This window comes from Hymenobacter psychrotolerans DSM 18569 (genome assembly GCF_900142395.1).
GTDB lineage: Bacteria > Bacteroidota > Bacteroidia > Cytophagales > Hymenobacteraceae > Hymenobacter > Hymenobacter psychrotolerans.
Genome location: NZ_FRAS01000007.1, coordinates 155,425 through 180,687, shown reverse-complemented (window position 1 = coordinate 180,687; position 25,263 = coordinate 155,425). Strand labels below are relative to the sequence as shown.

Annotated in this window: 25 protein-coding genes; 21 read left to right on the top strand and 4 right to left on the bottom strand. The window is 62.9% G+C overall.

Annotated features, from left to right (window positions below; all coding sequences use genetic code 11):
* Together BUE15_RS08955 and hutU are read right to left on the bottom strand one after the other, a co-directional pair.
* Window positions 1–262 (bottom strand): hypothetical protein (locus tag BUE15_RS08955; RefSeq protein ID WP_211617614.1); only part of this gene is annotated, 262 nt, incomplete at its 3' end.
* A gap of 175 nt (window positions 263–437) precedes the next feature.
* Complete coding sequence (hutU, locus tag BUE15_RS08950; RefSeq protein ID WP_170865222.1) at window positions 438–2,216, bottom strand: urocanate hydratase; 1,779 nt, start codon at window positions 2,214–2,216, stop codon at window positions 438–440.
* A 348-nt stretch (window positions 2,217–2,564) separates the two neighbouring features.
* Here hutU and BUE15_RS08945 point away from each other — a divergent pair, with 348 nt between their 5' ends.
* Together BUE15_RS08945 and BUE15_RS08940 are read left to right on the top strand one after the other, a co-directional pair.
* Window positions 2,565–2,969, top strand: a complete 405-nt coding sequence (locus BUE15_RS08945) for a hypothetical protein (protein WP_073283410.1) — start codon at window positions 2,565–2,567, stop codon at window positions 2,967–2,969.
* A gap of 240 nt (window positions 2,970–3,209) precedes the next feature.
* Window positions 3,210–4,199, top strand: coding sequence for an MBL fold metallo-hydrolase (locus BUE15_RS08940; protein ID WP_073283407.1), 990 nt, complete (start codon window positions 3,210–3,212; stop codon window positions 4,197–4,199).
* A 53-nt stretch (window positions 4,200–4,252) separates the two neighbouring features.
* Here the strand turns inward: BUE15_RS08940 and BUE15_RS08935 are convergent, their stop codons facing one another.
* Window positions 4,253–5,101 carry a DUF4097 family beta strand repeat-containing protein gene (locus BUE15_RS08935; protein ID WP_073283404.1) on the bottom strand — a complete coding sequence of 283 codons (849 nt, stop codon included), beginning with the start codon at window positions 5,099–5,101 and terminating at the stop codon, window positions 4,253–4,255.
* Between the two features lie 50 nt (window positions 5,102–5,151).
* The gene (locus BUE15_RS08930) at window positions 5,152–6,063 is read right to left on the bottom strand and encodes an arginase family protein (protein WP_170865221.1); all 912 of its coding nucleotides are present in this window, start codon (window positions 6,061–6,063) and stop codon (window positions 5,152–5,154) included.
* Window positions 6,064–6,214: 151 nt separating this feature from the next.
* On the opposite strand from BUE15_RS08930, the gene BUE15_RS08925 reads away from it, so the two are divergent.
* From BUE15_RS08925 to lysA, 19 genes are all read left to right on the top strand, one after another.
* The gene (locus BUE15_RS08925) at window positions 6,215–6,607 is read left to right on the top strand and encodes a SpoIIAA family protein (protein WP_139252189.1); all 393 of its coding nucleotides are present in this window, start codon (window positions 6,215–6,217) and stop codon (window positions 6,605–6,607) included.
* Between the two features lie 40 nt (window positions 6,608–6,647).
* The gene (locus tag BUE15_RS08920; protein WP_139252188.1) at window positions 6,648–7,097 is read left to right on the top strand and encodes a copper resistance protein NlpE N-terminal domain-containing protein; all 450 of its coding nucleotides are present in this window, start codon (window positions 6,648–6,650) and stop codon (window positions 7,095–7,097) included.
* A 99-nt stretch (window positions 7,098–7,196) separates the two neighbouring features.
* A complete protein-coding gene (locus BUE15_RS08915) occupies window positions 7,197–7,931 on the top strand; it encodes a YebC/PmpR family DNA-binding transcriptional regulator (RefSeq protein WP_073283393.1) in 735 nt (244 codons plus the stop codon).
* 95 nt (window positions 7,932–8,026) lie between these two features.
* Window positions 8,027–9,082 (top strand): proline iminopeptidase-family hydrolase, encoded by a 1,056-nt coding sequence (locus tag BUE15_RS08910; RefSeq protein WP_073283391.1) that lies wholly within the window; start codon window positions 8,027–8,029, stop codon window positions 9,080–9,082.
* A 459-nt stretch (window positions 9,083–9,541) separates the two neighbouring features.
* On the top strand, window positions 9,542–9,919 hold the full coding sequence (locus BUE15_RS08900; RefSeq protein ID WP_073283385.1) for a hypothetical protein: 378 nt from the start codon (window positions 9,542–9,544) through the stop codon (window positions 9,917–9,919).
* A gap of 92 nt (window positions 9,920–10,011) precedes the next feature.
* Complete coding sequence (gene rluF / locus BUE15_RS08895; RefSeq protein ID WP_073283382.1) at window positions 10,012–11,142, top strand: 23S rRNA pseudouridine(2604) synthase RluF; 1,131 nt, start codon at window positions 10,012–10,014, stop codon at window positions 11,140–11,142.
* 318 nt (window positions 11,143–11,460) lie between these two features.
* Window positions 11,461–11,877 (top strand): inner membrane protein YiaA, encoded by a 417-nt coding sequence (yiaA, locus tag BUE15_RS08890; RefSeq protein WP_073283378.1) that lies wholly within the window; start codon window positions 11,461–11,463, stop codon window positions 11,875–11,877.
* A gap of 22 nt (window positions 11,878–11,899) precedes the next feature.
* Window positions 11,900–12,448 carry a sugar O-acetyltransferase gene (locus tag BUE15_RS08885; RefSeq protein ID WP_073283375.1) on the top strand — a complete coding sequence of 183 codons (549 nt, stop codon included), beginning with the start codon at window positions 11,900–11,902 and terminating at the stop codon, window positions 12,446–12,448.
* A 159-nt stretch (window positions 12,449–12,607) separates the two neighbouring features.
* Window positions 12,608–13,615, top strand: a complete 1,008-nt coding sequence (gene bioB, locus BUE15_RS08880) for a biotin synthase BioB (RefSeq protein WP_073283447.1) — start codon at window positions 12,608–12,610, stop codon at window positions 13,613–13,615.
* 92 nt (window positions 13,616–13,707) lie between these two features.
* On the top strand, window positions 13,708–14,868 hold the full coding sequence (locus tag BUE15_RS08875) for an aminotransferase class I/II-fold pyridoxal phosphate-dependent enzyme (protein WP_073283372.1): 1,161 nt from the start codon (window positions 13,708–13,710) through the stop codon (window positions 14,866–14,868).
* 70 nt (window positions 14,869–14,938) lie between these two features.
* Window positions 14,939–15,511, top strand: a complete 573-nt coding sequence (locus tag BUE15_RS08870) for a Crp/Fnr family transcriptional regulator (RefSeq protein WP_073283369.1) — start codon at window positions 14,939–14,941, stop codon at window positions 15,509–15,511.
* Between the two features lie 140 nt (window positions 15,512–15,651).
* The gene (locus tag BUE15_RS08865) at window positions 15,652–16,449 is read left to right on the top strand and encodes an acyl-CoA thioester hydrolase/BAAT C-terminal domain-containing protein (protein WP_170865220.1); all 798 of its coding nucleotides are present in this window, start codon (window positions 15,652–15,654) and stop codon (window positions 16,447–16,449) included.
* A gap of 40 nt (window positions 16,450–16,489) precedes the next feature.
* Window positions 16,490–17,110 carry a dethiobiotin synthase gene (bioD, locus tag BUE15_RS08860; protein WP_073283364.1) on the top strand — a complete coding sequence of 207 codons (621 nt, stop codon included), beginning with the start codon at window positions 16,490–16,492 and terminating at the stop codon, window positions 17,108–17,110.
* Window positions 17,111–17,292: 182 nt separating this feature from the next.
* Window positions 17,293–18,624, top strand: a complete 1,332-nt coding sequence (gene bioA, locus BUE15_RS08855) for an adenosylmethionine--8-amino-7-oxononanoate transaminase (RefSeq protein ID WP_073283361.1) — start codon at window positions 17,293–17,295, stop codon at window positions 18,622–18,624.
* The gene (locus BUE15_RS08850) at window positions 18,617–19,879 is read left to right on the top strand and encodes a beta-ketoacyl synthase N-terminal-like domain-containing protein (RefSeq protein ID WP_073283359.1); all 1,263 of its coding nucleotides are present in this window, start codon (window positions 18,617–18,619) and stop codon (window positions 19,877–19,879) included. The genes bioA and BUE15_RS08850 overlap by 8 nt, the downstream gene beginning before the upstream one ends.
* Before the next feature lie 91 nt (window positions 19,880–19,970).
* A complete protein-coding gene (locus tag BUE15_RS08845) occupies window positions 19,971–21,329 on the top strand; it encodes a M28 family metallopeptidase (protein WP_073283356.1) in 1,359 nt (452 codons plus the stop codon).
* Between the two features lie 127 nt (window positions 21,330–21,456).
* Window positions 21,457–22,215, top strand: a complete 759-nt coding sequence (locus BUE15_RS08840; protein ID WP_073283353.1) for a hypothetical protein — start codon at window positions 21,457–21,459, stop codon at window positions 22,213–22,215.
* A gap of 427 nt (window positions 22,216–22,642) precedes the next feature.
* Window positions 22,643–23,977: an aspartate kinase gene (locus BUE15_RS08835; RefSeq protein ID WP_073283351.1), complete on the top strand. Its 1,335-nt coding sequence runs from the start codon at window positions 22,643–22,645 to the stop codon at window positions 23,975–23,977.
* A 93-nt stretch (window positions 23,978–24,070) separates the two neighbouring features.
* Window positions 24,071–25,219, top strand: coding sequence for a diaminopimelate decarboxylase (gene lysA / locus BUE15_RS08830; RefSeq protein ID WP_073283349.1), 1,149 nt, complete (start codon window positions 24,071–24,073; stop codon window positions 25,217–25,219).
* Window positions 25,220–25,263: the final 44 nt, after the last annotated feature.

Below are 25,263 nucleotides of genomic sequence, written 5' to 3'. Positions count from 1 at the left end.
TGGCCGCCTGGTGTTCTTGCAGGGCATTGCTTTTCAGGTAGGTGAGCAGAAAAAACAGCTTCACATCGCTGCCCGCCAGCACCGCCGTCGGCCGTTCGCGGTGAGCCGGAAACTGCCGCCGCTTCCCCGCCAGCGTATGCCAGCGGTGGTGCCGCTCCCAGGCCGGCGCGAAGGCGGTGAGCAAGTCGTCAAACTCGGCCACGTGCAGGCTGGTCAGGGCCAGAAACTGCCGGGGCCGCTCGCGTAAGGCACGGTAATCCATGCCCAAATCTACGGCTGCTCCTCGCGGATTAACTTAGCCACCTTTTCCGAATTAGGTCTAGTGAATTAGATGAATCCTTGACTTTATTTTAGGTGCGAGATGACGAAGCTAAATAGATTACAGATGAGGTCCAAACGGCATTCTGCCTAACAGGTGCGGCAGTTACCCAGCGTCTTTACATCTGCCCCGGAATCTTCGCCCCGCGCTCCTGGGCTACCTGCTGGGCCAGCTCGTAGCCCGCGTCGGCGTGGCGGAAGACGCCCATGCCGGGGTCGGTGGTGAGTACGCGGCGCAGGCGCTCGGCTTTTTCGGGGGTGCCGGTGGCCACGATGACCATGCCGGAGTGGGTGGAGTTGCCGATGCCCACGCCGCCGCCGTTGTGCAGGCTCACCCAGTCGGCACCGGAGGCGGTGTTGGCCAGGGCGTTGAGCAGGGGCCAGTCGGCCACGGCGTCGGAGCCGTCCTTCATGCCCTCGGTTTCGCGGTTGGGCGAGGCCACGGAGCCGCAGTCGAGGTGGTCGCGGCCGATGACGATGGGGGCCGAGACTTCGCCGCGGGCCACCAGGTCGTTGATGACCAGGCCGAACTTCTCCCGCTCGCCGTAGCCCAGCCAGCATACGCGGGCGGGTAGGCCGATGAAGGGCACCTTGGCCTGGGCCTTCTCGATCCAGCGGGCCAGCATCTGGTTGTCGGGGAAGGTTTCGAGCAGGGCCCGGTCGATGCGCAGGATGTCCTGCGGGTCGCCGCTGAGGGCGGCCCAGCGGAAGGGGCCTTTGCCCTCGCAGAACAGCGGGCGGATGTAGCCGGGCACGAAGCCGGGGTATAGGAACTGGCCGTTCTCGTCGCGCACCTTGAGGCCACCTTTTTCAGCCTGGCCGCGCAGGTTGTTGCCGTAGTCGAGGGCCACAGCCCCGCCGGCCTGCATGTCGATGATGGCCTGGCAGTGCTTCACGATGGAAGCCAGGGCCTGGCGTTTGAACTCCTCGGGGTTGTCCTTGCGCAGCTGCAATACCTGGTCCACGTCGCCCTCGGGGATGTAGTCCATCAGGTCGTGGGCCGAGGTCTGGTCGGTTACCACATCGGCCTTGAAGCCGCGCTGCAGCAGCTCGGGCAGCACGGTGGCGGCGTTGCCGGTCAGGCCGATGCTCCAGCCTTTGCGCTCCTGCTTGTACTGCTGCATCAGCTCCAGGGCGTGGTTTAGGTCGCGGGCCTGCTCGTCCACGTAGCCTTCGCGCACCTTCTGTTTCACGCGGGCGTCGATGGGCTCGATGACCAGGCACACGCCGTCGTTCATGCTCACGGCCAGCGGCTGCGCCCCCGACATGCCGCCCAGCCCGGCCGTAACGGTGACGGTGCCGGCCAGGGTGCCGCCGAAGTGCTTGTCGGCCACGGCGGCTAGGGTTTCGTAGGTGCCCTGCAGAATGCCCTGGGTGGCAATGTAAATCCAGGAGCCGGCCGTCATCTGCCCGTACATCATCAGGCCCAGGCGGTCCAGCTCGTCAAAGTACTCCTGGGTGCTCCAGGCTGGTACGATGTTGCTATTGGCAATGAGCACCCGCGGAGCGTGGGCCCAGGTGCGCAGCACGCCCACCGCCTTGCCCGACTGTACCAGCAGGGTTTCGTCGGCTTCCAGCTCCTTCAGGCTCCTGACGATGGTCTGGAACTCCTTCCAGTTGCGTGCCGCGCGGCCGGCGCCGCCGTACACAATCAGCTCGTCATACACGAGGCTCACGGCCGGGTCGAGGTTGTTTTCCAGCATCCGCAAAGCCGCTTCGGCTTCCCAGGTTTTGCAGCGCAGCTCGGGGCCGTGCTGGGCTTTGACGGTTTCGGCGGGCTTGTACTCGTAGTACATGGGCCGCTGGGCGTTCTGGCCGGTGCCCGAGGAGTTGCTGGTGGCTTCGAGGTTGAGTTCGGGAGTTTCGGTAGCAGTGGGAGCTGTAGAAGGCTGCGACATGAGCGGGTGGAAATATCGGGGTTGGGTGGAGTGGCGAATATAGGGTTTTCGGCGCGGCCTGACGCACTGTATTGCGCTCCTATTTTCCGGACAGCTGACTCCCGTTTCAGGGCCACAGGCCAAGCACTGCGCCATGGCGGCACGCTCACCCGCTGCTACATTTTGCAGCAACCTCAACGTTAAAACAATCTAAGTCCGGCCCTCTTATGGATGAGCTTAATCCAATATCATCAAAATAATTTTATAAAATCAGGTTACTCAGGGCAGTAAATCAGTATAAAGACCTGTCTGCCCCCCAGCGGCTGCTGGTGGTAGATGCTCCATCAATCACAAACACCTTATCCCATCATGAAAAAAGTATTGTTTCTAGCGCTGGCTGCGGCCTCCTTTACATTTGCTTCCTGCGGCAACAATCAGCAGGAAGGCGCCGGCACGGAAAGCGGCACGGGCACCGAAACCACAGGCACTGAGTCGGGCTCCGACGCAGGTATGAACACTGATGCCGGCATGGATTCCGACACGAGCGGCATGGGCGGCACCGGCACCACGTCGGGCTCGGGCAGCATGGGCAGCACCACCGGCACCACCGCCGGCACCACTGCCGGTGGCAGCACCAGCGGCGCTATGGGCTCTACGTCCGGCACCACGTCGGGCAGCACCACTACCGGCACCACGGCAGGTGGCTCTACCAGCGGCAGCACGGCCGGTGGCATGGGTACTACGGCCGGCACGGGCAGCACCACAGGCCAATAGGGCTGCAGCGTTTCAATAACAAAAAGCCCCTTGCTCTCCGGCAAGGGGCTTTTTGCGTGTAGGAGGCCGGTGGCAAGCCCCTGCTGCTCGCTCGTCGGCGCACCTGGGGTGCTGCGCCGGGCAGAGCCGGCGGCTTCAGCAGGTGCCGGCTGGTCGGCGGCGCGAGGTCGGCGGAAGGCGGGCGCTATCCTTACCGGCTTGTTTGCGTACTAAGGCATTCTACACTATTCCTTTGAAGACATGAAAAAAGTAGCCGCTGGCGTGACCCAGCTTCAGATTCAGCGTTTTGTCAACCTGTATTTTGTGGAAACCGGCACGCCCGGCGAATGGGTTCTGGTAGATACCGGCCTGCCGGGCTCCGAAAAAGACATTATTGCCGCCGCCGACAAGCTGTTTTACCCCGGTACGCACCCTGAGGCCATTATCCTGACGCACGGCCACATGGACCATTCCGGCTCGGTGCAGGCCCTGGCCGAGCACTGGAAGGTGCCGGTGCTGGCGCACCCGCTGGAAATGCCCTTCCTGACGGCCCGCGCTGTGTATCCGGCCGCCGACCCTACCGTGGAAAACGGCGGCACGCTGGCCGTTATGGCCCGTTTTTTCCCGCCCCAGTCGTTTCAGCTCAGCGACTATGTGCAGGCGCTGCCCACCGACTCGGAGGAAGTGCCGCTGCTGCCTGGCTGGCGCTGGGTGCACGTGCCCGGCCACGCGCCCGGCCAGATAGCCCTGTTCCGCGAGTCGGACCGCACGCTGCTGGGCGCCGATGCGTTTGCCACGGCCAACCACGAGTCGGTGCCGGCGCTGCTGCTGCAGCTTCCCAACATCAGCGTGGCCGGTGCGCCCTTCAACTACGACTGGCAGCAGGTGCGCGAGTCCGTGCGGAAGCTGGCGGCCCTACGCCCCGAGGCCATCGGCTGCGGCCACGGCCCCGTCATTACGGGCCTCGACGCAACGGCCGGCCTGCAGCACCTCGCCGATAATTTTCCGATGCCTACCAAAGGCCGCTACGTGCAGGAGCCGGCCCGTCTCGATGCCAACGGCGTAGTGTCGTTGCCGCCGGCCCCGGCCGACCCGCTGCGCACCAAGCTGGCTATTGCGGGGGTGGCGCTGGGGGCCCTGGCCACGGTGGCGTTCTTCGTAAAGAAGCAGAAAACCCACCAGCAGAACGACTACCCCAAAAAGCAGCCCGACCAGCCCCGCAACCCACGAACCGGCAAAATCCCGGAGTAGGCACTGCCACCCAAAAGCCGCGCCCTGCTGACTCGTTTCAGCAGGGCGCTTTTTTATTCTTCCGGTTCAGGCTCCGGCTCTGGGCCAGCTTTTTTGCCGCCTCCTTCCTGATTGACGGCAATACTGCCATTCACGGTAGAGACGCGTATTTGCGGGCCGCCTTTGCCTAAAGTGGCCGTGAGGCTGCGCGCCTGCAGCAGCTTGCGCACTTCCGGCGCCAGGCTGGCTTTCACGCGGCCGTGCGTGGTGCGCGCCACCAGAATGCCGGCGTAGGAAGCCGGCAGCTGGCACGTAACGCTGCCATTCGTGGTTTTGGCGTCGAGGCCGGTGCCGCTCCAGGTGCTGCCGGTGAGCGTGAGGGTAAGGGCACCGTTGGTGGTTTTGCCCCGCACGTCGCCGCCCACACCTGCCAGGTCTACTGCGCCGTTCGTGGTTTCAAACACGATGGTCCCCTGCACGTTTTCGATGCGGATACCGCCGTTAGTGGCCGTCAGCGTCAGGCTGGTCTGGGCCGGCACAAACACTTCATAGCTCACCGACCAGCCTTCCATTGAGCCGTTGGCCCGCGCAGCCCGCAGCGTATTGGCGCCGCTGCTGATCTGCACGGCCTGCGCCAGCGCGCGGGCATCGGCCAGCGTACCGGAGTAGCCCTGCACCCAGGCCCGCACCCGCACCGAAGTGCCGCTCCAGACCCGCACCGTAATGCCCCCGTTCAGGCGCGCATCAACCGTGAGCGGCGTGCCGGCCGGGGGCGCAGGCAGCGTCAGGTCGCGCGTTTCGCAGTGGGTTTTCTGAAGTTGGTTTCCGGTTGGGCTGGCGTCGCACTTGGTCTGGAAAGCAGGCGCCTGGGCCGCGCAGGACAAAGAGCCGCCCAGGAGCAGCAGACAGAGCAGATTTTTCATGAGAACCAGCTGTTGACAGTACGAAAACACACCCGCAGGCCCGGCCACCGCTACGCCAGGCCCGCCGCTACACCGGTCAGGTAGGCCGTGATGATGGTGGCGGCCAGCCGCGCGGTTTGGTTGTCCCGGTCGAAAACAGGGTTGAATTCCACGACTTCAAACAGCCGGACTTCTGCTTTCCGGCCAGCCAGAAACGCGGCTTCCGTGGCCTGGCGCGGCGTGAAGCCATCGGCGCTGGGCGCCGACACGGCCGGCGCAAACGCCTCGGCGCAGCCATCCACATCGAAGCTCACGAAGGCTGCGCCGGCGCTGGCAGCCCGCGCCAGCGCCCGGCTGGCGTAGAGCGGCATGCCCTCGGCCTGCACGTGTGCCAGCGGCACAATGGTGGCCTGCTGCTGGTGCAGAAACTCAATGTCCTCGAACGTATTCAGGTTGGAATGCAGCCCGATTTCGGTGAAGTGCGGGCCACTCAGGAACTCTTCGCGCAGGAGCTTGCCGAACGGAGTACCGCTGCTGATCAGGCCGGGCCGGTCCTTTACATCGGCGTGGGCATCCAGGTTGAGGCCGCCTACCGGCTGCCCACCGGCTGCGTCGAACAGGCCGCGCACGGTGCTGTAGGTGCCATCGTGGGAGCCTCCGAGCACCACTACGCGCGGATAGCGGCGCAGCAGCCCGCCCAGCTGCTCCCGAATGTGGGCGTGGTTGGCGGCGTGGTCGGGGTGGCCCAGGCTCAGGTCGCCGGCATCGGCGATGCGCAGGCTGTCGAGGCGCACGTTGTGCTCCAGGTTGTAGGTTTTGTGGTAGCGGCGCAACTCGCGCCGCATGGCGGCCGGCGCGCCCGCTGCTCCGGCGCGGCCGCCCTCCAGCACCGTTCCGAAGTCAAGCGGCAGGCCTACCAGGCACACATCGGCTTCCGGCAGCTCAGCCGCCGGGCGAATCAACTCACGTAGGAATGTTGGCATACGCCAAATGTAGCAGGAACCGGAATAGCTGCTTAGCGCCGCCCGACAACTCCCGCCCGGGAAGGCCGTAAGCACCGACAGGCGGCGCCGGCTTCGGTTGCGCCGCCCTGACTTGGCCATTTTATTCCGGATTTCGCTTCACCTCGGCCAAATGCTACTCTTTAGCTCTACTGCTTTGGTTGTTCAGTATGATGCACAGCATCAGTGGCTGTACGCGCAATGGTACGGCCACCACGACGATGCGTCTGTACGCGCCGGCTGCGCCAAACTGCTGGCCCTGGTGCAGCAGACGGGCAGCACGCGCCTGCTCAACGACAGCAGCGAAGCCTTCGGCGAGTGGTATGCCGCGGCCGAATGGATAGGCACCGAATTTCTGGCGCAGCTACACCAGGCCGGTGTACGGGCCATAGCCTGGATAAACGCTATGGACTGGCCCACCCGCAGTTGCGTGGCTTCTTCCCTGCAGCGCACCGACCTTTCTCTGGCTACTATGTTTGAGTTTGACCAGCAAGAGGAAGCGCTGGCCTGGCTGACCGCCAATTAGCGGCAGCCGGCGCTTTGTGCGCCGCCTAGTATCTTCCGGCATGATGTATCGTTTTTTCTGGCTGCTGCTGGCGGGCCTGCTGCTGAGTGCTCCGGCGGCCACGGCCCAGCGCAAAGCCCCCGCTACGACGACGCCCAAGCTGGCTCCGTCGTTTTTCAGCACCTACTCCTACCTCACCTATGCCATCCTTGATAAGGCCACCAGCCCTACCCCGATGGCGGCCAAAGGCGTGGGCGGCACGCTTACGCTGCGCCCCGATGGCACCTACCAAAAGGCCCTGACGATGGCCGGCAAAGGCGGTACCCTGCGCTTCGACCAAGCGGGCCGCTTCACGTTCAGCGCCGACCGGATTACGTTCAGCTACACCGATAAGAAAGGCCAGCCCCGCACCGATGAAGGCACTTTCCGGCTCGCCAACGGCCTGCTCACGCTCACGATACAGGGCTATCCGGCCGGCAACCAGAGCATTTATACGCTGCGGGCAGAATAGCGGCCCTGCGTTGCGCCCGGCCGGGCTTTCTGCTAACTTGCAGCCCTTTCCGGGCGCAGACCCGCTTTTTACCTACTCACCTAATCACCTACTCTATAGATGGGACGCGCGTTTGAATTCCGCAAAGGCCGCAAAATGAAGCGCTGGGACCGGATGTCCAAGGACTTTACCCGCATCGGCCGGGAAATCGTAATGGCCGTGAAAGAGTCGGGCCCCAACCCCGATACCAACTCCCGCCTGCGCACGGCTATGCAGAACGCCAAAGGCGTGAACATGCCCAAAGACCGGGTGGAAGCCGCCATTAAGCGCGCCAGCAGCAAAGAAGAGAAAGACTACCAGGAAGTGGTGTACGAGGGCTACGCGCCCCACGGCGTGGCCGTCGTGATTGAAACGGCCACCGACAACCCGACCCGCACCGTAGCCAACGTGCGCATGTACTTCAACCGTGGCAACGGCGCCCTGGGCACCGCTGGCTCCTCCGACTACACTTTCACACGCAAGGGCGTGTTCAAGCTGGCCGCCGAAGGCCTCGACCTCGACGAGCTGGAACTGGAGCTGATTGACGCCGGCGCCGAAGACGTGTACGCCGACCAGGAGGAAGACGAGCACGGCGCGGTGAAAGAATACATTGTGGTGGAAACTGCCTTCACCGACTTCGGCCAGATGCAGAAGGCGCTGGAAGAAAAACAGCTGAACGTGGTTTCGGCCCAATTGCAGCGCGTGCCCAACACTACCGTGCACCTCGAAGGCGACCAGCTGGAAGAGGTGATGAACCTCATCGAGAAGTTTGAAGAGGACGACGACGTGCAGGCCGTGTACCACACGCTGGGCTAAGCACAGATTTTGTAACCAATCCGGTTAAGTTAGCGGGCCGTTCCGGTTGGAGCGGCCCGCTTTGCATTTCATTCCGCTGCTAAAGACTGCACGCTATGCCTTCCATTCGTTTTGTAGTAGCAGGCTGTGCGCTGCTCACCAGTCTGTTGGCTGCCTGCAACACCCAATCCAAGCAGGAAACAGCCAATTCCTCAGCCTCTACCAGCTACTTCCAGAGCCAGGAAACCGGCGTGCAGGACGGCGGCGTGCAGATTGTTCCTATCGAAACGCCCAAGGGCAAGTTCAACGTCTGGACCAAGCGGTTCGGCAACAACCCGCGCATCAAGGTGCTGCTGCTCAACGGCGGGCCCGGCGCCACGCACGAGTATTTCGAGTGCCTGGAAAGCTTCCTGCCCCAGGAAGGAATCGAGTTCATCTACTACGACCAGCTGGGCTGCGGCAATTCCGACAACCCCAAGGACACGGCCATGTGGAGCCTGCCCCGCTACGTGGAGGAAGTGGAGCAGGTGCGCCAAGCCCTGAAGCTGGACAAGGACAACTTTTACCTACTGGGCCACAGCTGGGGTGGCATCCTGGCTGCGGAGTACGCCCTCAAGTACCAGCAGCACCTGAAGGGCCTCGTCATCAGCAACATGATGATGAGCATCCCGGCCTACAACAAATACGCCGACGAGGTGCTGGCCCCGCAGCTCAAGCCCGAGGTGCTGGCCGAAATCCGCCAGATTGAGGCCCGCAAGGACTTCCAGAACCCGCGCTACATGGCGCTGCTGGAACCCAACTTCTACGCCGAGCACTTATGCCGGGTGCCGCTGCCCGAACCCGCTACCCGCTCCCTGGGCAAAACCAACCAGTCGCTCTACGTGACTATGCAGGGCCCCAGCGAGTTCGGGGCCTCGGGCAAGCTCCTGAACTGGGACCGAACGGCCGACCTGCCGAAGCTGGCCGTGCCCGTCCTCAGCATCGGCGGCACGTACGATACCATGGACCCCGAGCACATGCGCATGGTGGCCCAAAAGGTGCAGAATGGCACCGCCCTCATCTGCCCCAACGGCTCCCACATGAGCCTCTACGACGACCAGCAAACCTACATGACCGGCCTGATCAAGTTCATAAAAGGCGTGGATAAGGGCGAGAAGAAGGTGGCGCTGTAAAGTGTCGTGCTATTTCCCTATTCCCAACTACTCACCTACAGGAAATTTCACCCCCAACCATGCTACCTGCTCCCGCCACTGAACCTACTGCCGCCAGTGCTCCCTCTCTCTACTCCGACCGGGCTATCCGGATATTCGCCCTTGTATTCAGCCCTATTGCGGGTGGCGCTTTGTTGGCGCGGAACTTCAAGACTATTGGAAGGTCTGATGCGGCACGCAGGGCCCTTTGGGGCAGCGTTGGCTATGTTGCGCTACTGATGCTGGCGGCTTATTTCCTGCCCCAGAATATTAGCCGCAGCCCAGGGCTAAGTATCGGGGCGGGCATTGGTAGCGGCTACGCGCTGATAGCCTACGCCGATAAAATCGTAGGACCCAGAAACGAATACCCAACCAAAAAGGTCTGGAAGCCACTGCTGATCTGTCTGCTTGTTTTCATACCATTAGTAGCACTACTTGTCTATGCTGCCGAAGTCTGACCGTAATACGCCCCTTCCAGCAGTCCCCTACCGCACCCTTTTCCTGCTCAAAGCCGATTCGGCTTTCATCTTTGAAATCAAGCGCCTGGATGTGCAGAGCAGCAACCCCGGCGACGTGTATTTCTGGTTCTATTTCGATAAAGCCACGCAGGCGCTACAGCCGCTTACGTTTGTGTCCATGAATGCCGAGGGAGGCGAGCAGCAGCGGGCATTCGTGCAGGGACAGCTAAAGTTTGGGCCCGAGCAAGGCGTGTACGCGGCCCACGGCGCATCCTTCCACCTCAAGTTGCGCACCGTAGTGTCGGCTGCGCTGCCAGCTGAGGTGGATGCGGCCGTGCAGGCGTATTTCCGGCCTGCCTGAGCAGGGTGCAACGGCGCGGGCCGCTTCTGCCGTATCTTTGTGGTCCGCCGGCCGTTTCGGCGGGCCGCTTTTTTGCCCTTAACCCAGCACCTATGGCCACTCGCCTCAATAAATACATCAGTGAAAGCGGCGTGTGCTCCCGGCGCGAAGCCGACCGCCACATCGAGCAGGGCAACGTGCTGGTAAACGGCAAGCGCGCCAGCATCGGCGACCAGGTAACCAGTAAAGACCGGGTAGTGGTGAACGGTATTGTCATTGAGCCCCGGGCCGAGGAAGATGCCATCTACATTGCCTACAACAAGCCCCCGGGCATCGTCACGACCACCGATACCAGCGTCAAGGACAACATTGTGCGCGCCATCAAGCACTCGGTGCGCATCTTCCCCATCGGCCGCCTCGACAAGGAGTCGCAGGGCCTGATTCTGCTGACCAGCAACGGCGACATCGTCAACAAGATTCTGCGCGCCGGCAACCAGCACGAAAAGGAGTATGTCGTGATGGTCGACAAGCCCATCAACGACCAGTTCATCGAGTCTATGTCGGGCGGCGTGCCCATTCTGGGCGTGATGACGCAGCGCTGCAAAGTCACGAAGGAGACACCCTACATCTTCCGTATCACGCTTATTCAGGGCATGAACCGCCAGATTCGGCGCATGTGCGAGTATTTCGGCTACGAAGTGGTGCAGCTGGAGCGCATCCGCGTCATGAACATCAACGTGAAGGGCCTGGGCCCCGGCGAGTGGCGCGAGCTGACAGAAAAGGAGCTGAAAGTGCTGTTTGAGATGATAGAGCACTCCAGCGGCACCGATGACGGCTCGGTACCGCGCCGCCGCAAAACCGTGTCTACAGCCGAGCAGTGGGCCGACCGTCCTTCGCACAAAACCGCCCGCCCCACCACCAGCCGCCCAGACATTGTGCGCCCGGCTTCCGGCGAACCCTCCGGCGATGCGCCCCGCAAGCCCAAAGCCAAGCCGGCTGGCGCCTGGGTAGAAAAGCCCAGCGGCCGCAAACCAGCCACGCCCCGGGGCCTCGCTACGGCAGGCCGCGCCGCCGGCTCGGGCCGTCCTACGGGCATAGCCGGTACCCGCCCCGGCAAATCGGCGGGCAAGCCGGCGCCGGGCAAGCCTACCCGCTCCGGTACCCGCGGTGCCAGCGCCGCCCCAAAAGGCAAAACCAGCAGCCGGGGCACCCGCGGCAGCGCCCGGCCCGGCAAACGCTCCTAACCTACACGAGCCGCTTCACCTGAAGCGGCTCGTTTTGTTTTTGGGTAGGCGCCACCATAAAAAACACACTATCCAAAAGTCTGATCCGCACACCGCTCTACCCCTGAAAGCAAGGCCACAAAAACGGCTATAGCACTTCAAATACGCAGATTCACTACCTAAAATATCAGTCGAACAGGCATAGCGCAGGGCATTTTTCAGAAGTCTGACTCAGGAAGAAATTTGGATTCGGTTTATCCTTGGTTGCCTGCTATGTTTGGCTTGCCGACCGGGGAGTACCCGGCGTTTTGTCTTTCACCCCAACCAACCTGTTGCTGTATGAACTCCAAGCCCTCCAACGCCTTCGTTGCTGCCTCGTGGCTGGCGCTGCTGGCCGGCATGTCTGCCTTCGTTATTGGCCTCTGGAACGCCCAGATGCTGCTCAACGAGAAAGGCTACTACTTCACGGTGCTCATGTACGGGCTGTTTTCGGCCATTTCGCTGCAGAAATCGGTGCGCGACCAACTGGAGGGCATCCCTGTTACAGGCATCTATTACGGCCTGAGCTGGTTTTCCACCATTCTCTCTATTGCGCTGCTGACCGTGGGCTTGTGGAACGCCACGCTGGCGCTGAGCGAAAAAGGGTTCTACGCCATGTCGTTTATGCTGGCGCTGTTCGGGGCCATTGCGGTGCAGAAAAACACCCGCGACGCCCGCGGCCAGGTCAACGGCGCTTCGGAAAATCCGCTTTCCTAGCCGCGAGGCTTCTCCTCTCTTGATGCTTACTCAGAAAGATAACATGCTGGCCGGTGAGCCTTACCTCGCCAACGACCCGGAACTGGTAGCCGAGCGTCTGCGCGCCAAACAGCTGTGCCACCGCTACAACCAGGAACCCGTGCACCTGAACCGGCAGGTGCTGGCCGAGCTGCTGGGCTACGAAACCGATGCTCACCTGGAAGCCCCGCTGCGCTGCGACTACGGCTACAACATCCGGCTGGGCCGCAACGTGTACGCCAACTACAACCTCACCATTCTGGACTGCGCCCCCGTCAGCATCGGCGACAACGTGTTTATCGCGCCGAATGTGGTGCTGAGCACGGCCGGGCACCCGGTGGAAGTGGCGCCGCGCATTGCCGGCTGGGAGTTTGCGCGGCCCATCACCATCGAAGACAACGTGTGGCTGGGCGCAGGGGTTCTGGTGCTGCCCGGCGTAACCATCGGGGCGGGCACCACCATCGGGGCCGGTAGTGTGGTCACGCGCGACATTCCGGCGGGTGTAGTGGCCGTGGGCAACCCTTGCCGGGTGCTGCGGGCAGTAGCTCCATAAGCTCAAACATGAAGCGGCACGCCGGGTTGTTCATCCGTGCGAAACCGGCTTCCCGCGTATCTTGCGGCCCGCTGAGGAGCTTCGGCACCTGCGGGCCGCGCTGTTTTGCGCACTGAACTGCTCCTAACTCTATCCCAACCAGAAACTTCCTACTTCATGATGCTGCGTACCGACTGGACTCTTGACGAAGTAAACGCCATTTATAACCAGCCCGTGCTGGAACTCGTGACGCAGGCCGCCGCCATTCATGCCGAAACGCAGGCCACCGGCGAAGTGCAGGTGTGCACCCTGCTGAGCGTAAAAACCGGCGGCTGCCCCGAAGACTGCGCCTACTGCCCCCAGGCCGCCCGCTACCACACCGGCGTGCAGGCCCACAAGCTGCTGCCCGACGCCGAAGTGCTGGCCGCGGCCCAGCGCGCCAAAGACGGCGGCTCCACCCGCTTCTGCATGGGCGCCGCTTGGCGCGAAGTGCGCGACAACCGCGACTTTGATCGGGTACTGAATATGGTGACGGAGGTCAACAACATCGGGCTGGAAGTGTGCTGCACGCTGGGCATGCTGAACGAGTACCAGGCCGAGCGCCTCAAGGAAGCCGGCCTCTACGCCTACAACCACAACCTCGACACCAGCCGCGAGAAGTACGACGACATCATCACGACCCGCACCTACGACGACCGGCTGAACACGCTGGAGCACGTGCGTAAGGCCGGTATTTCGGTATGCTCGGGTGGTATTATTGGCCTGGGCGAAACCGACGAGGACCGTATTGCCATGCTCCACACGCTGGCCACGCTGCCCTCGCACCCCGAGTCGGTGCCGGTGAATGCGCTGGTGCCGGTGGAAGGCACGCCCCTGGCCGACCAGCCCCGCGTGAGCGTATGGGAAATGCTGCGCATGATTGCCACGGCCCGCATCCTGATGCCCCACACCATGGTGCGCCTCTCGGCCGGCCGCCAGGAAATGCCCGTGACGGAGCAGGCCCTGTGCTTCCTGGCCGGCGCCAACTCCATCTTCTCAGGCGAGAAGCTGCTCACGACCCCCAACCCCGACTTCGACGCCGACAAGCAGATGTTTGCCCTGCTGGGCCTGAAGCCCCGCAAGTCGTTCAAGGATGTGCCCGAAGGTGCCGTGGTACTGGGCAAGGAAACCGCGCCGGTAGTAGCCTAAGCAGCAGTTGTTTTTCAGAAAACGTCTGTCATCCTTCGCGGGCTCAGGATGACAGACGTTTTTTACCCGGCTCTTTCCTTCCGGCCGATTGTATGCCTACCCTCTCTCCTTTGCACCAACGCCTGGCCCGCGAGCTGGAACAGCGCGATGCTGCCGGTACCCGCCGCCGCCTCACGCTGCCCGCCGCCGGGCTAATTGATTTCAGCTCCAACGACTACCTGGGTCTGAGCCGCCACCCCGCCGTGCAACAAGCGTTGCACCAGGCCGCGGAAGCCGGGGCAGGTAGCACCGGCTCGCGCCTGCTCACCGGCAACTCTGCTGAGGCAGAGGCGCTGGAGCAGCACTTGGCGCAGTTTCACCGGGCAGAAGCGGCGTTGCTGTTCAACTCGGGCTACGCGGCCAACCTGGGTTTCTTCGCCGCCGTGCCCCGTCGCGGCGACACGATTCTGTACGACGAGGCCTCACACGCTTCGGTGAAGGACGGTATTCGCAGCAGCTTTGCTACCGCCTGGAGCTTCCGCCACAACGACGTAGCTGACCTGACCAGACGACTTACGCAGCTTCAGCGTGCGGCCGGAGCCACGGTGTTTGTGGCGGTGGAAGCCGTGTACTCGATGCGGGGGGACGTGGCTCCGCTGCAGGCCCTGGTGGAAGTGTGCGAATCGTACGGGGCACAGTTGGTAGTAGACGAAGCTCACAGCGTGGGCGTGTTTGGAGCGGGCGGCGAAGGACTGGTGACGGAGTTACATCTGGAAGAGCAGGTGCTGGCGCGCGTCGTCACGTTTGGCAAGGCCCTCGGTGGGCAGGGCGCGGCCGTGGCAGGCCCGGCCATATTGCGCGACTATCTGCTGAATTTCAGCCGGCCATTTATTTACACCACGGCGCTGCCCAGGTACACCATTGCAGCTCTACTGGAAGCGTACCGCCTGTTGCCCGAGCAGCACGCAGCCCGCGCCCGGCTACTGGCCTTGTCGGACTACCTGCGCCGGCAGCTGCAACAGGTACCCCAGGTACAGGTACCGGCCGACAGCCGCATCATCCACCCCGTGCAGCTACCTGGCTTTTCGCCTATGCAGGTGCGGGCACTGGCCGAAACCATCCGGGCGGCCGGCTTTGATGTGCGCGCCATTGTGCCGCCCACCGTACCGAGTGGCCAGCAGTGTCTGCGCGTCATCGTGCATAGCTTCAATTCCGAAGCCGAAATTAAGGCACTGGTGGTGGTGCTGAAACAGGCGGTAACTCACGAGCAATAGGCTTGGTTTCGTATAGCCGCCACAGAACCTGTCTCGTGCTACCCAAAACCGCTGCCTTGTTCTCTTTTCTATGCTTCCAGCTGACGCTTTACTGCTGCACATCGGGCACTACATCCGGATTTCGGAGCCGTTGCGGGCGGCCTTACTCGAACGCGTGCAGGCGGCCAGCTACCACAAGGGCGAGCTGCTGCACGATGCCCGGCACGTATGTACCCGCAGCGACTTTATTCAGCAGGGCCTCGTGCGCCTATACTACCTGCTCGATGGCGAGAAGATAACCGAGTATTTCAGCGCCGAAGGGGAATGGGTGAACTCCCCGAGCAGCCTGGTCAAGCAAACGCCCGACATCTACTACCTGGAGGCCCTGGAGCCCACGCAAACACTGAGCCTGCAGGCGCAGGACCTGGGCTACCTGTTCGACATCTTTCCTGAAATGGAACGCTACGCCAGGCTGTCCATGGGCTCCGTGTTCGGGCATCTGATGGACCGCGTTACCTCGCTGCGCTTCACCTCGGCCCGGGAGAAATACGCACACTTCTGCCGCACCCACCACGATATACTGCATCGGTTGCCGCTGGGTATGGTGGCTTCCTATCTAGGCATCACGCAGGAGACGCTAAGCCGTATTCGGGCCGAGCGGTGATTATTTGATCTAAGTCAAAGAGTTGAGAGGCAAGCCCCGGCCACCTTTGCAGACACCCGTAACCAACTCCTGCCATGCGCCAGCCCCTGCTTCCATTTGCCTGTTTTCTGAGTTTTTTTCTGAGCCTGCTGCTCTCAGCCGTGCCCGTTTTTTCAGCCCCCATCGACCTGAAAACGCCCGGCGTGCAGAGCCTGCTGTACGTGGGCGCCGGCCGGCAGCAGCCGCTACTGGTAGGCTTAGGCGGCTCCGAAGGTGGTAATGCCTGGGCCAGTGCCCGTTGTCAGCCCACGCGGGAGCAGCTAGTGGCCGATGGCTACGCCTTCCTGGCTCTGGGGTATTTCAAAGCCGACGGCACCCCACCCCTGCTCGACCGGATTTCGCTCGACACGGTGTATGCGGCCATCAAAGCGGCTACCCGGCATCCGCAGGTGAGCGGCCGCAGAATTGCGCTGATTGGCGGTTCGCGCGGCGCCGACCTGGCCTTGCTGCTGGCCAGCCGCTACCCCGACATCCGTTGCGTAGTGAGCATTGTGGGCAGCCATGTTGCGTTTCCGGGCCACACCAGCCACTTTACCACCTCGGCTTGGTCATACAGAGGCCAACAGCTGCCATTTGTGCCCGTAAATGAAGCCGCCGTGCCTTTCCTGATGCAGGGAAACCTACGGGCTACGTTTGCGGCCATGCTCACCGACACAGCCGCGGTACGCCACGCCCTGATTCCGGTGGAGAAAATCCGGGGCGCCGTGCTGCTCCTGTCGGCTACCCAGGATGAAGTTTGCCCGTCCACGCTTATGGCCGGGCACATGCCGGCCCAACTGCAGCGCCGCCCCTCCCGCTACCCGCAGCAACATATTACCATCGAGGGTGGCCACGCTGCGCCGCTACAGCACTTTCCTGCCATCATTCGCTTTCTGCACACGAACTTTCCTGCTCGATAGGAGCCGCCATTTTTTCCCGTCGTTAAACATCTTCTTCTCTTTGGAACGACTTTTCATCACCGGCATCGGCACTGATGTCGGCAAAACTTTGGTTTCGGCCATTCTGACGGAGGCCTTGCAGGCAGATTACTGGAAGCCCGTGCAGGCGGGCCTGGAGCCCACCACCGACGCGGGCACCGTCCGGAGCCTGGTGCGCAACACGCGCAGCCGCTTCTGGCCGGAGCGCTACCGCCTGCAGCTACCCGCCTCGCCCCACGCCGCCGCCGCCGCTGAAGGCCTCACCCTGCAGCCCCAGGATTTCCAGCTGCCCCAAACCGACAACCACCTGCTGGTAGAAGGCGCCGGCGGCCTGCTGGTGCCTCTGGCCCCCGGCTTCCTGATAGCCGACCTCGCCCGGCAGCTAAACCTCGACGTGGTGGTGGTTTCGCGCAATTATCTGGGGAGCATCAACCACACGTTGCTCACACTGGAAGCCCTGCAGGCACGCGGGCTGCGGGTGCGCGGCCTCGTGTTCAACGGCGAGCCGACGCCCGCCACCGAAGACTTCATCAGCCAGCATACCGGCGTGCCGCTCCTGCCCCGTGTGCTGCCCGAAATCGAAGTCACCCCGGAGGTAGTGAGCCGCTACGCCACGGAGTTCCGGCAGTGGTTTGAGGCCTGAACAACCTCTGTCATCCTGAGCTTGCGAAAGGCCTTCTCATACCTTACTGTTGAACGACTTCATCCAACGTGATAAGGTCCTTCGCAAGCTCAGGATGACAGAGGAGGCTTATTGCCCGAAAACCGTTGCCCGCGTGCCCGGTTGTAGCTTCGCCCCGGCCGATACGCCCGGCCTTACTTCTAATGCCCGAACTTCCTTCCCTTTCCGAGCGGGACCACGCCGTGGTGTGGCACCCCTATACCCAAATGCAGACTGCCCCGCTGGCCGTGCCCATCGTGCGCGGGGAGGGCAGCTGGCTGCTTGCCGAAGACGGCACCCGCTACCTCGACGGCATTTCGTCGTGGTGGGTGAACCTGCACGGCCACGCCCACCCGCACATTGCGGCGCGCGTGAGCGAGCAGCTCCGCACTCTGGAGCACGTCCTGTTTGCCGGTTTCACCCACCCCGCCGCCGTGGAGCTGGCCGAGCAGCTGCTGGAAATTCTGCCCACAAACCAGGCCCGCGTATTCTATTCCGATAACGGCTCCACGGCCGTGGAAGTAGCCCTGAAAATGGTGCTGCAGTACTTCCACAACCTGGGCCAGCCGGAGCGGCGCACCTTCCTCTGCTTCCGCGACTCCTACCACGGCGACACGTTCGGGGCCATGGCCGTGAGCAGCCGCGGCGCCTTCACCCAGCCGTTCTGGCCCTTGCTGTTCGACGTGGAGTTTATCGACGTGCCGGTGCCGGGCCGGGAAGCTGAGGTGCTGGCTCAGCTCGACGCCGTGCTGCAACGCCCCGACGTAGCGGGCTTCATTTTCGAGCCGCTGGTGCTGGGCACGGCCGGCATGGTGATGTACTCGCCCGAAGTGCTGACCGAAATGCTGCGCCGCTGCCACCAGCGCGGGGTGCTCTGCATTGCCGATGAGGTGATGACCGGCTTCGGGCGCACCGGGCCGCTGTTTGCCAGCAGCCTGCTGCAGGAGCAGCCCGACATCATGTGCTTTTCCAAAGGCCTGACGGGCGGCACCCTGGCCATGGGCCTGACTACCTGCGCCGCGCCCATCTACGACGCTTTCCTCAGCGACGACAAGATGCGTGCCCTGTTCCACGGCCATTCGTACACGGCCAACCCCGTGGCCTGCGCCGCCGCCCTGGCCAGCCTGGAACTCACCCGCACCGACGACTGCACCCGGCAGCGCCAGCGAATTGAAGCCGCTCACGCCGCTTTCCGCCAGGAAATAGAAGCCCTGCCGGGCATCCGGCAGGTGCGGCACCGCGGCACCATTCTGGCCGTGGAGTATGACCCCGGCGAGGGCACCAGCTACTTCAGCCGCCTCCGCGACGCCTTCTACCAGATGGCCCTGGACAACCACATTGTGCTGCGCCCCCTGGGCAACGTGGTGTATCTGTTGCCTCCCTACTGCACCACTAGCGAGGAGCTGGAGTTGCTCTACGCGGTGCTGCTCCGCATGCGGGACGTGGTTCTGAACTTCGAGCCGGCCCCTACTCTACCGGAGTACCTGCATGACTGAGTTTGCCCCCGACGAGCTGATTGTTATCCGGGGCCGGGGCCGCGTGTCGGCGCTGGGGCTGCTGCCGGTGCCCGCTGATACCAGCGTTTCACCCTTCACCGCCCACACCACCGGCCCGGCCGTAGCGGCCCTACCCCCTGCCGCCGAAGCAACCCTCGCGGAGCTCCGCCGCAGCAATGCCGCCTACCGCCAGCTCGACCGTACGGTGCTGCTGGGTTTGCTGGCGGCCCGCCAGGCCACGGCTGCGGCGGGCTGGCGGAGTGGTGGGTTGTTGAATTCGGGGGTTGGTGAGTCAGAAGATTGTCAACCCACCACTCCGCCAACCCACCACTCCGCCAACCCACCACTGGCTGTCAGCATCGGGAGCAGCCGGGGCGCCACGGGCCGGCTGGAGGAATTTCACACCGGATTTCTGACTGACGGGACCGTACCCGTGGCCGCCTCCCCACTGACTACCCTCGGCAACGTGGCGAGCTGGGTGGCCTATGACGCGGGCAGTACCGGCGGCGCGGCTCTGAGCCATTCCAGCACCTGCAGCAGCGCGTTTCAGGCTCTCGGCAACGCTGTAGCCTGGCTACGGGCGGGCATGGCCACCCGGTTTCTGGCCGGCGGCACCGAAGCTCCCCTCACCGATTTCACGCTGGCCCAGATGCAGGTCATTGGCATCTACTCGCCCTACGAAGCAGCCGACTGGCCCTGCCGGCCCGGCGCGGGTAGGCCTTCTACCTTCGTGCTGGGGGAAGGTGCGGCGGTGTTTGCGCTGGAGAAAGTCAGCCGGCCGCAACTGGCTGCGGAAAAGTCAGAAGAGCCCGTTTTCGTGCTGGAAGGCGTGGGATTTGGCTTCGAGGCCATTGGCAGCAAAACCGGACTTTCAGCTGATGGGCAGCACTTTCAACAGGCTATTCGGCAGGCGCTGGCTCAGGCTCGCCTGACACCCGCCGACATAGATGCCGTGGTGCTGCACAGCCCCGGTACCCCGGCCGGCGACGCGGCCGAGCGGGCAGCGTTGCACGCTGTTTTCGGAGATGCGCTGCCGCCGCTGCTGTCCAACAAGTGGCTGATTGGCCACACGCTGGGCGCTTCGGCGGCCCTTAGTCTCGATTTTGCCCTGCACGTGCTGGAAACCCAACAGTGGCCTGCTTCTCCTTTCGCCACGGATGTAGCCTCCCGGACCCCGCGCCCCGTGCGCCGGATTTTGGTGAATGCGGCCGGGTTCGGGGGCAACGCAGCCAGTGTGCTGGTCGCGTGTCTGTAGCCCGGAGCTGTTGCTTCGCGCTACCTGCTGTTTTGGAAGCCTGATGTAGCGGGCTTTTTTGTTTCTTACTTTTCCAATCCTATCCTTTTCTATGCGCCGCTCCTCGTTGCTTTTGCTTTCCCTGGGTTTCAGTGCTGCAGCCGTTGCCCAGACTAAGCCTGCCTCTACCCCCGATCCGCTCATCACCAAGATGGTGCAGGATATTTCGGAGAAGAACCTGCGCGACGACATCGACAAGCTGGTGAGCTTCGGCACGCGCCACACCCTGAGCGACACCAAGAGCAAGAAGCGCGGCATCGGGGCGGCCCGTAATTGGGTAGAAAGTGAGTTTCGGAAGTACAGCAAGGCCAGCGGCGGCCGCCTGAAAGTGGAGCAGGATACCTTCACCATCAAGCCCGACGGCCGCCGCATCGACCGGCCGGTGCTCATGGCCAACGTCATGGCCACGCTGCCCGGCACCGACCCGACGGACAAGCGCGTATTCATCGTGAGTGGCCACATCGACTCGCGGGTGACGGACGTGATGAACGCCACCGCCGACGCACCCGGCGCCAACGACGACGGCTCCGGCACGGTGGCCGTGATGGAGCTGGCCCGCGTGATGTCGCAGCAGCAATTTCCGGCGACCATCATTTTCGTGGCCGTGCAGGGCGAAGAGCAGGGCCTCTACGGCTCCACGCACCTGGCCAAGCGCGCCAAGAAAGAAGGCTGGAACCTGGTGGCCATGCTCAACAACGACATCATGGGCAACTCGTCGGGCCACGACCCCGCAATCAAGGACGACAAGCGCCTGCGCGTGTTCAGTGAGGGCGTGCCGGCCACCGAAACCGCCGACGAAGCCCGGGTGCGCCGCACGCTTTCCTCGGAAAACGACTCGCCCAGCCGCAACCTGGCCCGCTACACCCGCACGGCCTGCCAGCAGTACGTGCCCGGCCACGAGGTAGTGCTGGAGTACCGCCCCGACCGGTTTCTGCGCGGCGGCGACCACACGCCGTTCAACCAGCAGGGCTTTACGGCGGTGCGCTTCTCGGAGATGAACGAGGACTTCCGCCACCAGCACCAGGACCTGCGCACCGAAAACGGCGAAGAATACGGCGACCATGCCAAGTTCATGGACTTCCCCTACCTGCGCCGCAACACCGGCGTGAACCTCGCTACCCTGGCCTCCCTGGCCCTGGCCCCGGCCGCGCCCGAAAACGTGGGCGTACTCACGGCCAAGCTCACCAACCGCACCGAGCTGCAATGGACGGCCCCCAAAGCGGGCGAAAAACCAGCCGGCTACTACGTGCTCATGCGCGAAACCAGCGCCCCGGAGTGGCAGCAGAAGTTCTTCGTGACCGAGCCCAAAGCCGACCTGCCCCACAGCAAGGACAACTACATTTTCGCGGTAGTAGCCGTGGATGTCAAAGGGCACGAAAGCCTGCCCGTGCTGCCGAAACCGGTGCGGTAACCTGTTGCCGAATACATCCATAAAAACACCTTTCGCCAGAAGCAGAGGACTGTCTATGCGTTATATCTTCCGGCTTATTTCGCTGCTTCTGCTGAGCACGATGCCTTAGCTGGTACACGCGGAGTGCGTGGAACAACCTGACATTGCGGTGTGGCCGGACGAGTACGTCGCCGCAACCATACAGCCACGCCAGCTCTTCCTATTTTCCGCTGGCAGCCGCACTAATGCCCGCCGCGACCTTCCGGATTTCGGAAGCCGGATTCAGGTGTATCTATGGGCCGAGCACGACTCAGTACCGTTGTTGCTGCTTGACCGGCCAATTAATCCTCTCAGCAGCGACCTACAAGTACTGATGCAGCCAACTCGGCCATTGCAGCCCGACATGGTGTATCATTTGCGCACCAGCTTACCACCGCCCGACGGCTACCATTTATTTCGGATGCAGCGCGCCCAAGCTGGCAGCAACCACCTCCTAATTGCGCACCGCTGGCGCGTCAGCAGCGCGCCGCCCGATACGCAGGCCCCGCGCTGGATGGCAACTCCGGCAGTTTTCCACCGGGAATACTCCCATAACAGCGAGGGAATCAACAATTTCGTACAATTCTCTTTCCCGGTGCTAGACGCCTCCCCGGTGCTGGTCCGGGCCACCATCCGAAGCGCGCGGCAAGCGAAACCGGTTGTCAGCTACCTTACGCCTTGGCAGAATCAGTTGGGCATCGGCTGGTTTTCGTGCAGCGGCAACTTCACTTTCGCGCTAAGTGAATACTGCACCGTGACGTTCGAGGCGCTTGATGCCGCCGGGAACCGCAGTTATGCTACCGGCCGCCCCATTTCCTTCCAAGGGCCTGCGTGGCCAGGTAACTCGCCTACCAGCCAGAGCCGATAGCACCGCAAACCAGTTGCCCTGAAGCCGTAGCAGCGTGCTGGGTTTCGGCCACCACTCTATCTTACCTGATGAGCTTGCGCAGGAAAGCCGGCTTTTTCAGCAGGTGGCTACCGGCTTTTTTTCGCACGCAGGCTGCTGGAATGCGAATCGTGTAGTTTCTTTGCGGGCCGGTTGCTGCTTTTGCGCCGGTCTACACCGCGCTTTTCTGCCATGTACCTTGCCCACTCCCGTTTCGCTCTGCTGCCGCTGGCTGCTGCCGCAGCGAAGTGCGCGTGCGTGTTGGTCAAGAAATGCAAGAAACGGATTCCGGCCTGACCGTCGCACCCGTTCATTGCGCTTCGCTGCTCCTCTGAACTCCCCGCGCCGGTCCTCTTGGGCCGGCGCTTTTTGTTTGTCCTTTTCTGTTGATTTCCCGTTTAGCCTTTTCATGAAAGTTCTCAAGTTTGGCGGCACGTCCGTCGGGTCGGCGCAGCGGATGCGCGAAGTAGCAGAGCTGATTTATGCGCCCCAGGAGCGGCGTATCGTGGTATTGTCGGCCATGAGCGGCACTACCAACACGCTGGTGGAAATTGCCGGGCTGCTGTATGCCGGCGACGTGACGGCAGCCACCGCCCGCACAGAAATCATGCGCCAGGGCTACCACATGGTGGCCCGCGAGCTGCTGCCCGAAGCCGAAGCGGCTGCCAGCGCCATCAAAGACCTGGACGTGGTGTTTCGCACCATGTTCGACCTCACGCGCCAGCCTCTTTCGGGCTCGGGCGAGCGGCTGATTCTGGCCCAGGGCGAACTACTGAGCACCAGCCTGTTTCAGCACTACCTCACCCGCATTCTGCACCGCAATGCCGTGCTGCTGCCGGCCCTGGACTTCATGCGCCTCGATCAGAACGAGGAGCCGGACGCCGCCTATATCCGGGAGCATCTGGCCGCGCAGCTGGCTAACCACCCCGAGCAGACGCTGTTTATCACGCAGGGCTACATCTGCCGCAACGCGCAGGGCAAAGTAGACAACCTCAAGCGCGGCGGCTCCGACTACTCGGCCTCGCTGATTGGGGAAGCAGCCGACGCCGAGGAAATCCAGATCTGGACCGATATCGACGGGCTGCACAACAACGACCCGCGCGTAGTGGAAGGCACCTACCCCATCCGGGAACTGTCGTTTGATGAAGCCGCCGAGCTGGCGTATTTCGGCGCGAAGATTCTGCACCCCAGCTCTATCCTGCCCGCGGCCCGGCACGAAATTCCGGTGCGCCTGCTCAATACTATGCAGCCGGAAGCGCCCGGCACGCTCATTTCCACGCGTACCGGCAACGAGCCCATCAAGGCGGTGGCAGCCAAAGACGGGCTGGTAGCCATCAAAATCAAGTCGAGCCGCATGCTGCTGGCGCATGGCTTCCTGCACAGCGTGTTCGAGGTGTTTGAGCGGCACCGCACTTCCATCGACATGATTACGACATCGGAAGTAGCCGTGTCCCTCACCATCGACGACGCCACCCACCTACCCCAGATTCTGGAGGAGCTGCGCAGCTTCGGCACGGTGGAAGTCGACGAAAATCAGACTATTATCTGCCTCGTCGGCAACCTGATTCAGGAAACCAACGGCGCCGCCCGCCTCGTGTTCAATGCGCTGCAGGATGTGCCGCTACGCATGATTTCCTACGGCGGCTCACCCAACAACATCAGCCTGCTGGTGCATACTTCCGACAAAACCCGCGCCCTCAAAGCCCTGAATGCCGGCTTGTTTCAGCGGCCGGTGCTGGCCTGAGCCGGCTGGCGCGCAACGCCATTTCCTCTTCTCTGATCCGCTACTTTTTTAGTTCTGCATCTGCTTTCTGATGCCGGCTGCCGCCTACGTTCCATGGCTTTTTCCCTTTCACCGGAGCTGCTGACGCAGCCTACCCCTTTCTACCACTACGACCTGGCACTGCTGGACCGCACCTTGGCCGCGCTGCAGCAGGCCGCAAGGCCGCGCGGCTTCCAGACGCACTACGCCCTGAAAGCCAACGTCAACCTGCCGGTGCTGGCCCGCATTAAAGCCGCTGGCCTGGGGGCCGACTGCGTGAGCGGCGGTGAGGTGCAGCGCGCGCTGGAAGCCGGATTTGCGCCCGGCCACATTGTGTTTGCGGGCGTGGGCAAGTCCGACGCGGAAATCAACCTGGCGCTGGCCGCCGACATCTGGTGCTTCAACGCCGAGTCGGTGGAGGAGCTGCAGGTGCTGAACGGGCTGGCCGGCGCGCAGGGCCGCACGGCGCGGGTGGCACTGCGCGTAAACCCGAACGTGGATGCGCACACGCATCCGCACATCACCACCGGCCTGGAAGCCAACAAGTTCGGCATCAGCCTCACGGATTTGCCGGCGGTGGTGACGCAGCTTGCCTCATTGCCCAACCTGGAGCTGGTGGGCCTGCACGCGCACATCGGCTCCCAGATTACCCGGCTTTCGGTTTTTGCCGAGCTCAGCCAGAAGCTCAACGAGCTGCAGAGCTGGCTGGAAGACCAGGGCCACCAGCTGCCGCACCTCAACGTGGGCGGTGGCCTCGGCATCGACTATGTGCAGCCCGACGAACACCCAATTCCTGACTTCGAAGGCTACTTCTCGATGTTTGAGCAGCACCTGGTGCGCCGGCCGGGCCAGCAGGTGCACGTGGAGCTGGGCCGGGCCGTGGTGGCGCAGTGCGGCACGCTGCTGAGCCGGGTGCTCTACATGAAACAAAGCCAGCAGACGCGTTTTGCCATTCTGGACGCGGGCATGACCGAGCTGATGCGCCCGGCACTTTACGGCAGCTACCACCACATCCAGAACCTGAGCAGCGCTGCTGCCGAAACCCAGCCCTACGACGTGGTAGGCCCAATCTGCGAGTCGTCGGATACGTTTGGCAAGGCGGTGCTGCTGCCTAGCACACAACGCGGCGACCTGGTGGCTATTCGGTCGGCGGGGGCGTATGGCGAGGTCATGTCGTCGGGCTACAACCTGCGCGAGAAGGCCGTGGCAGTGTACGCCGGGTAAGAGGCTGGTGTGCCGTGAGCTGGCCTGCGGCACACAAAATCTAC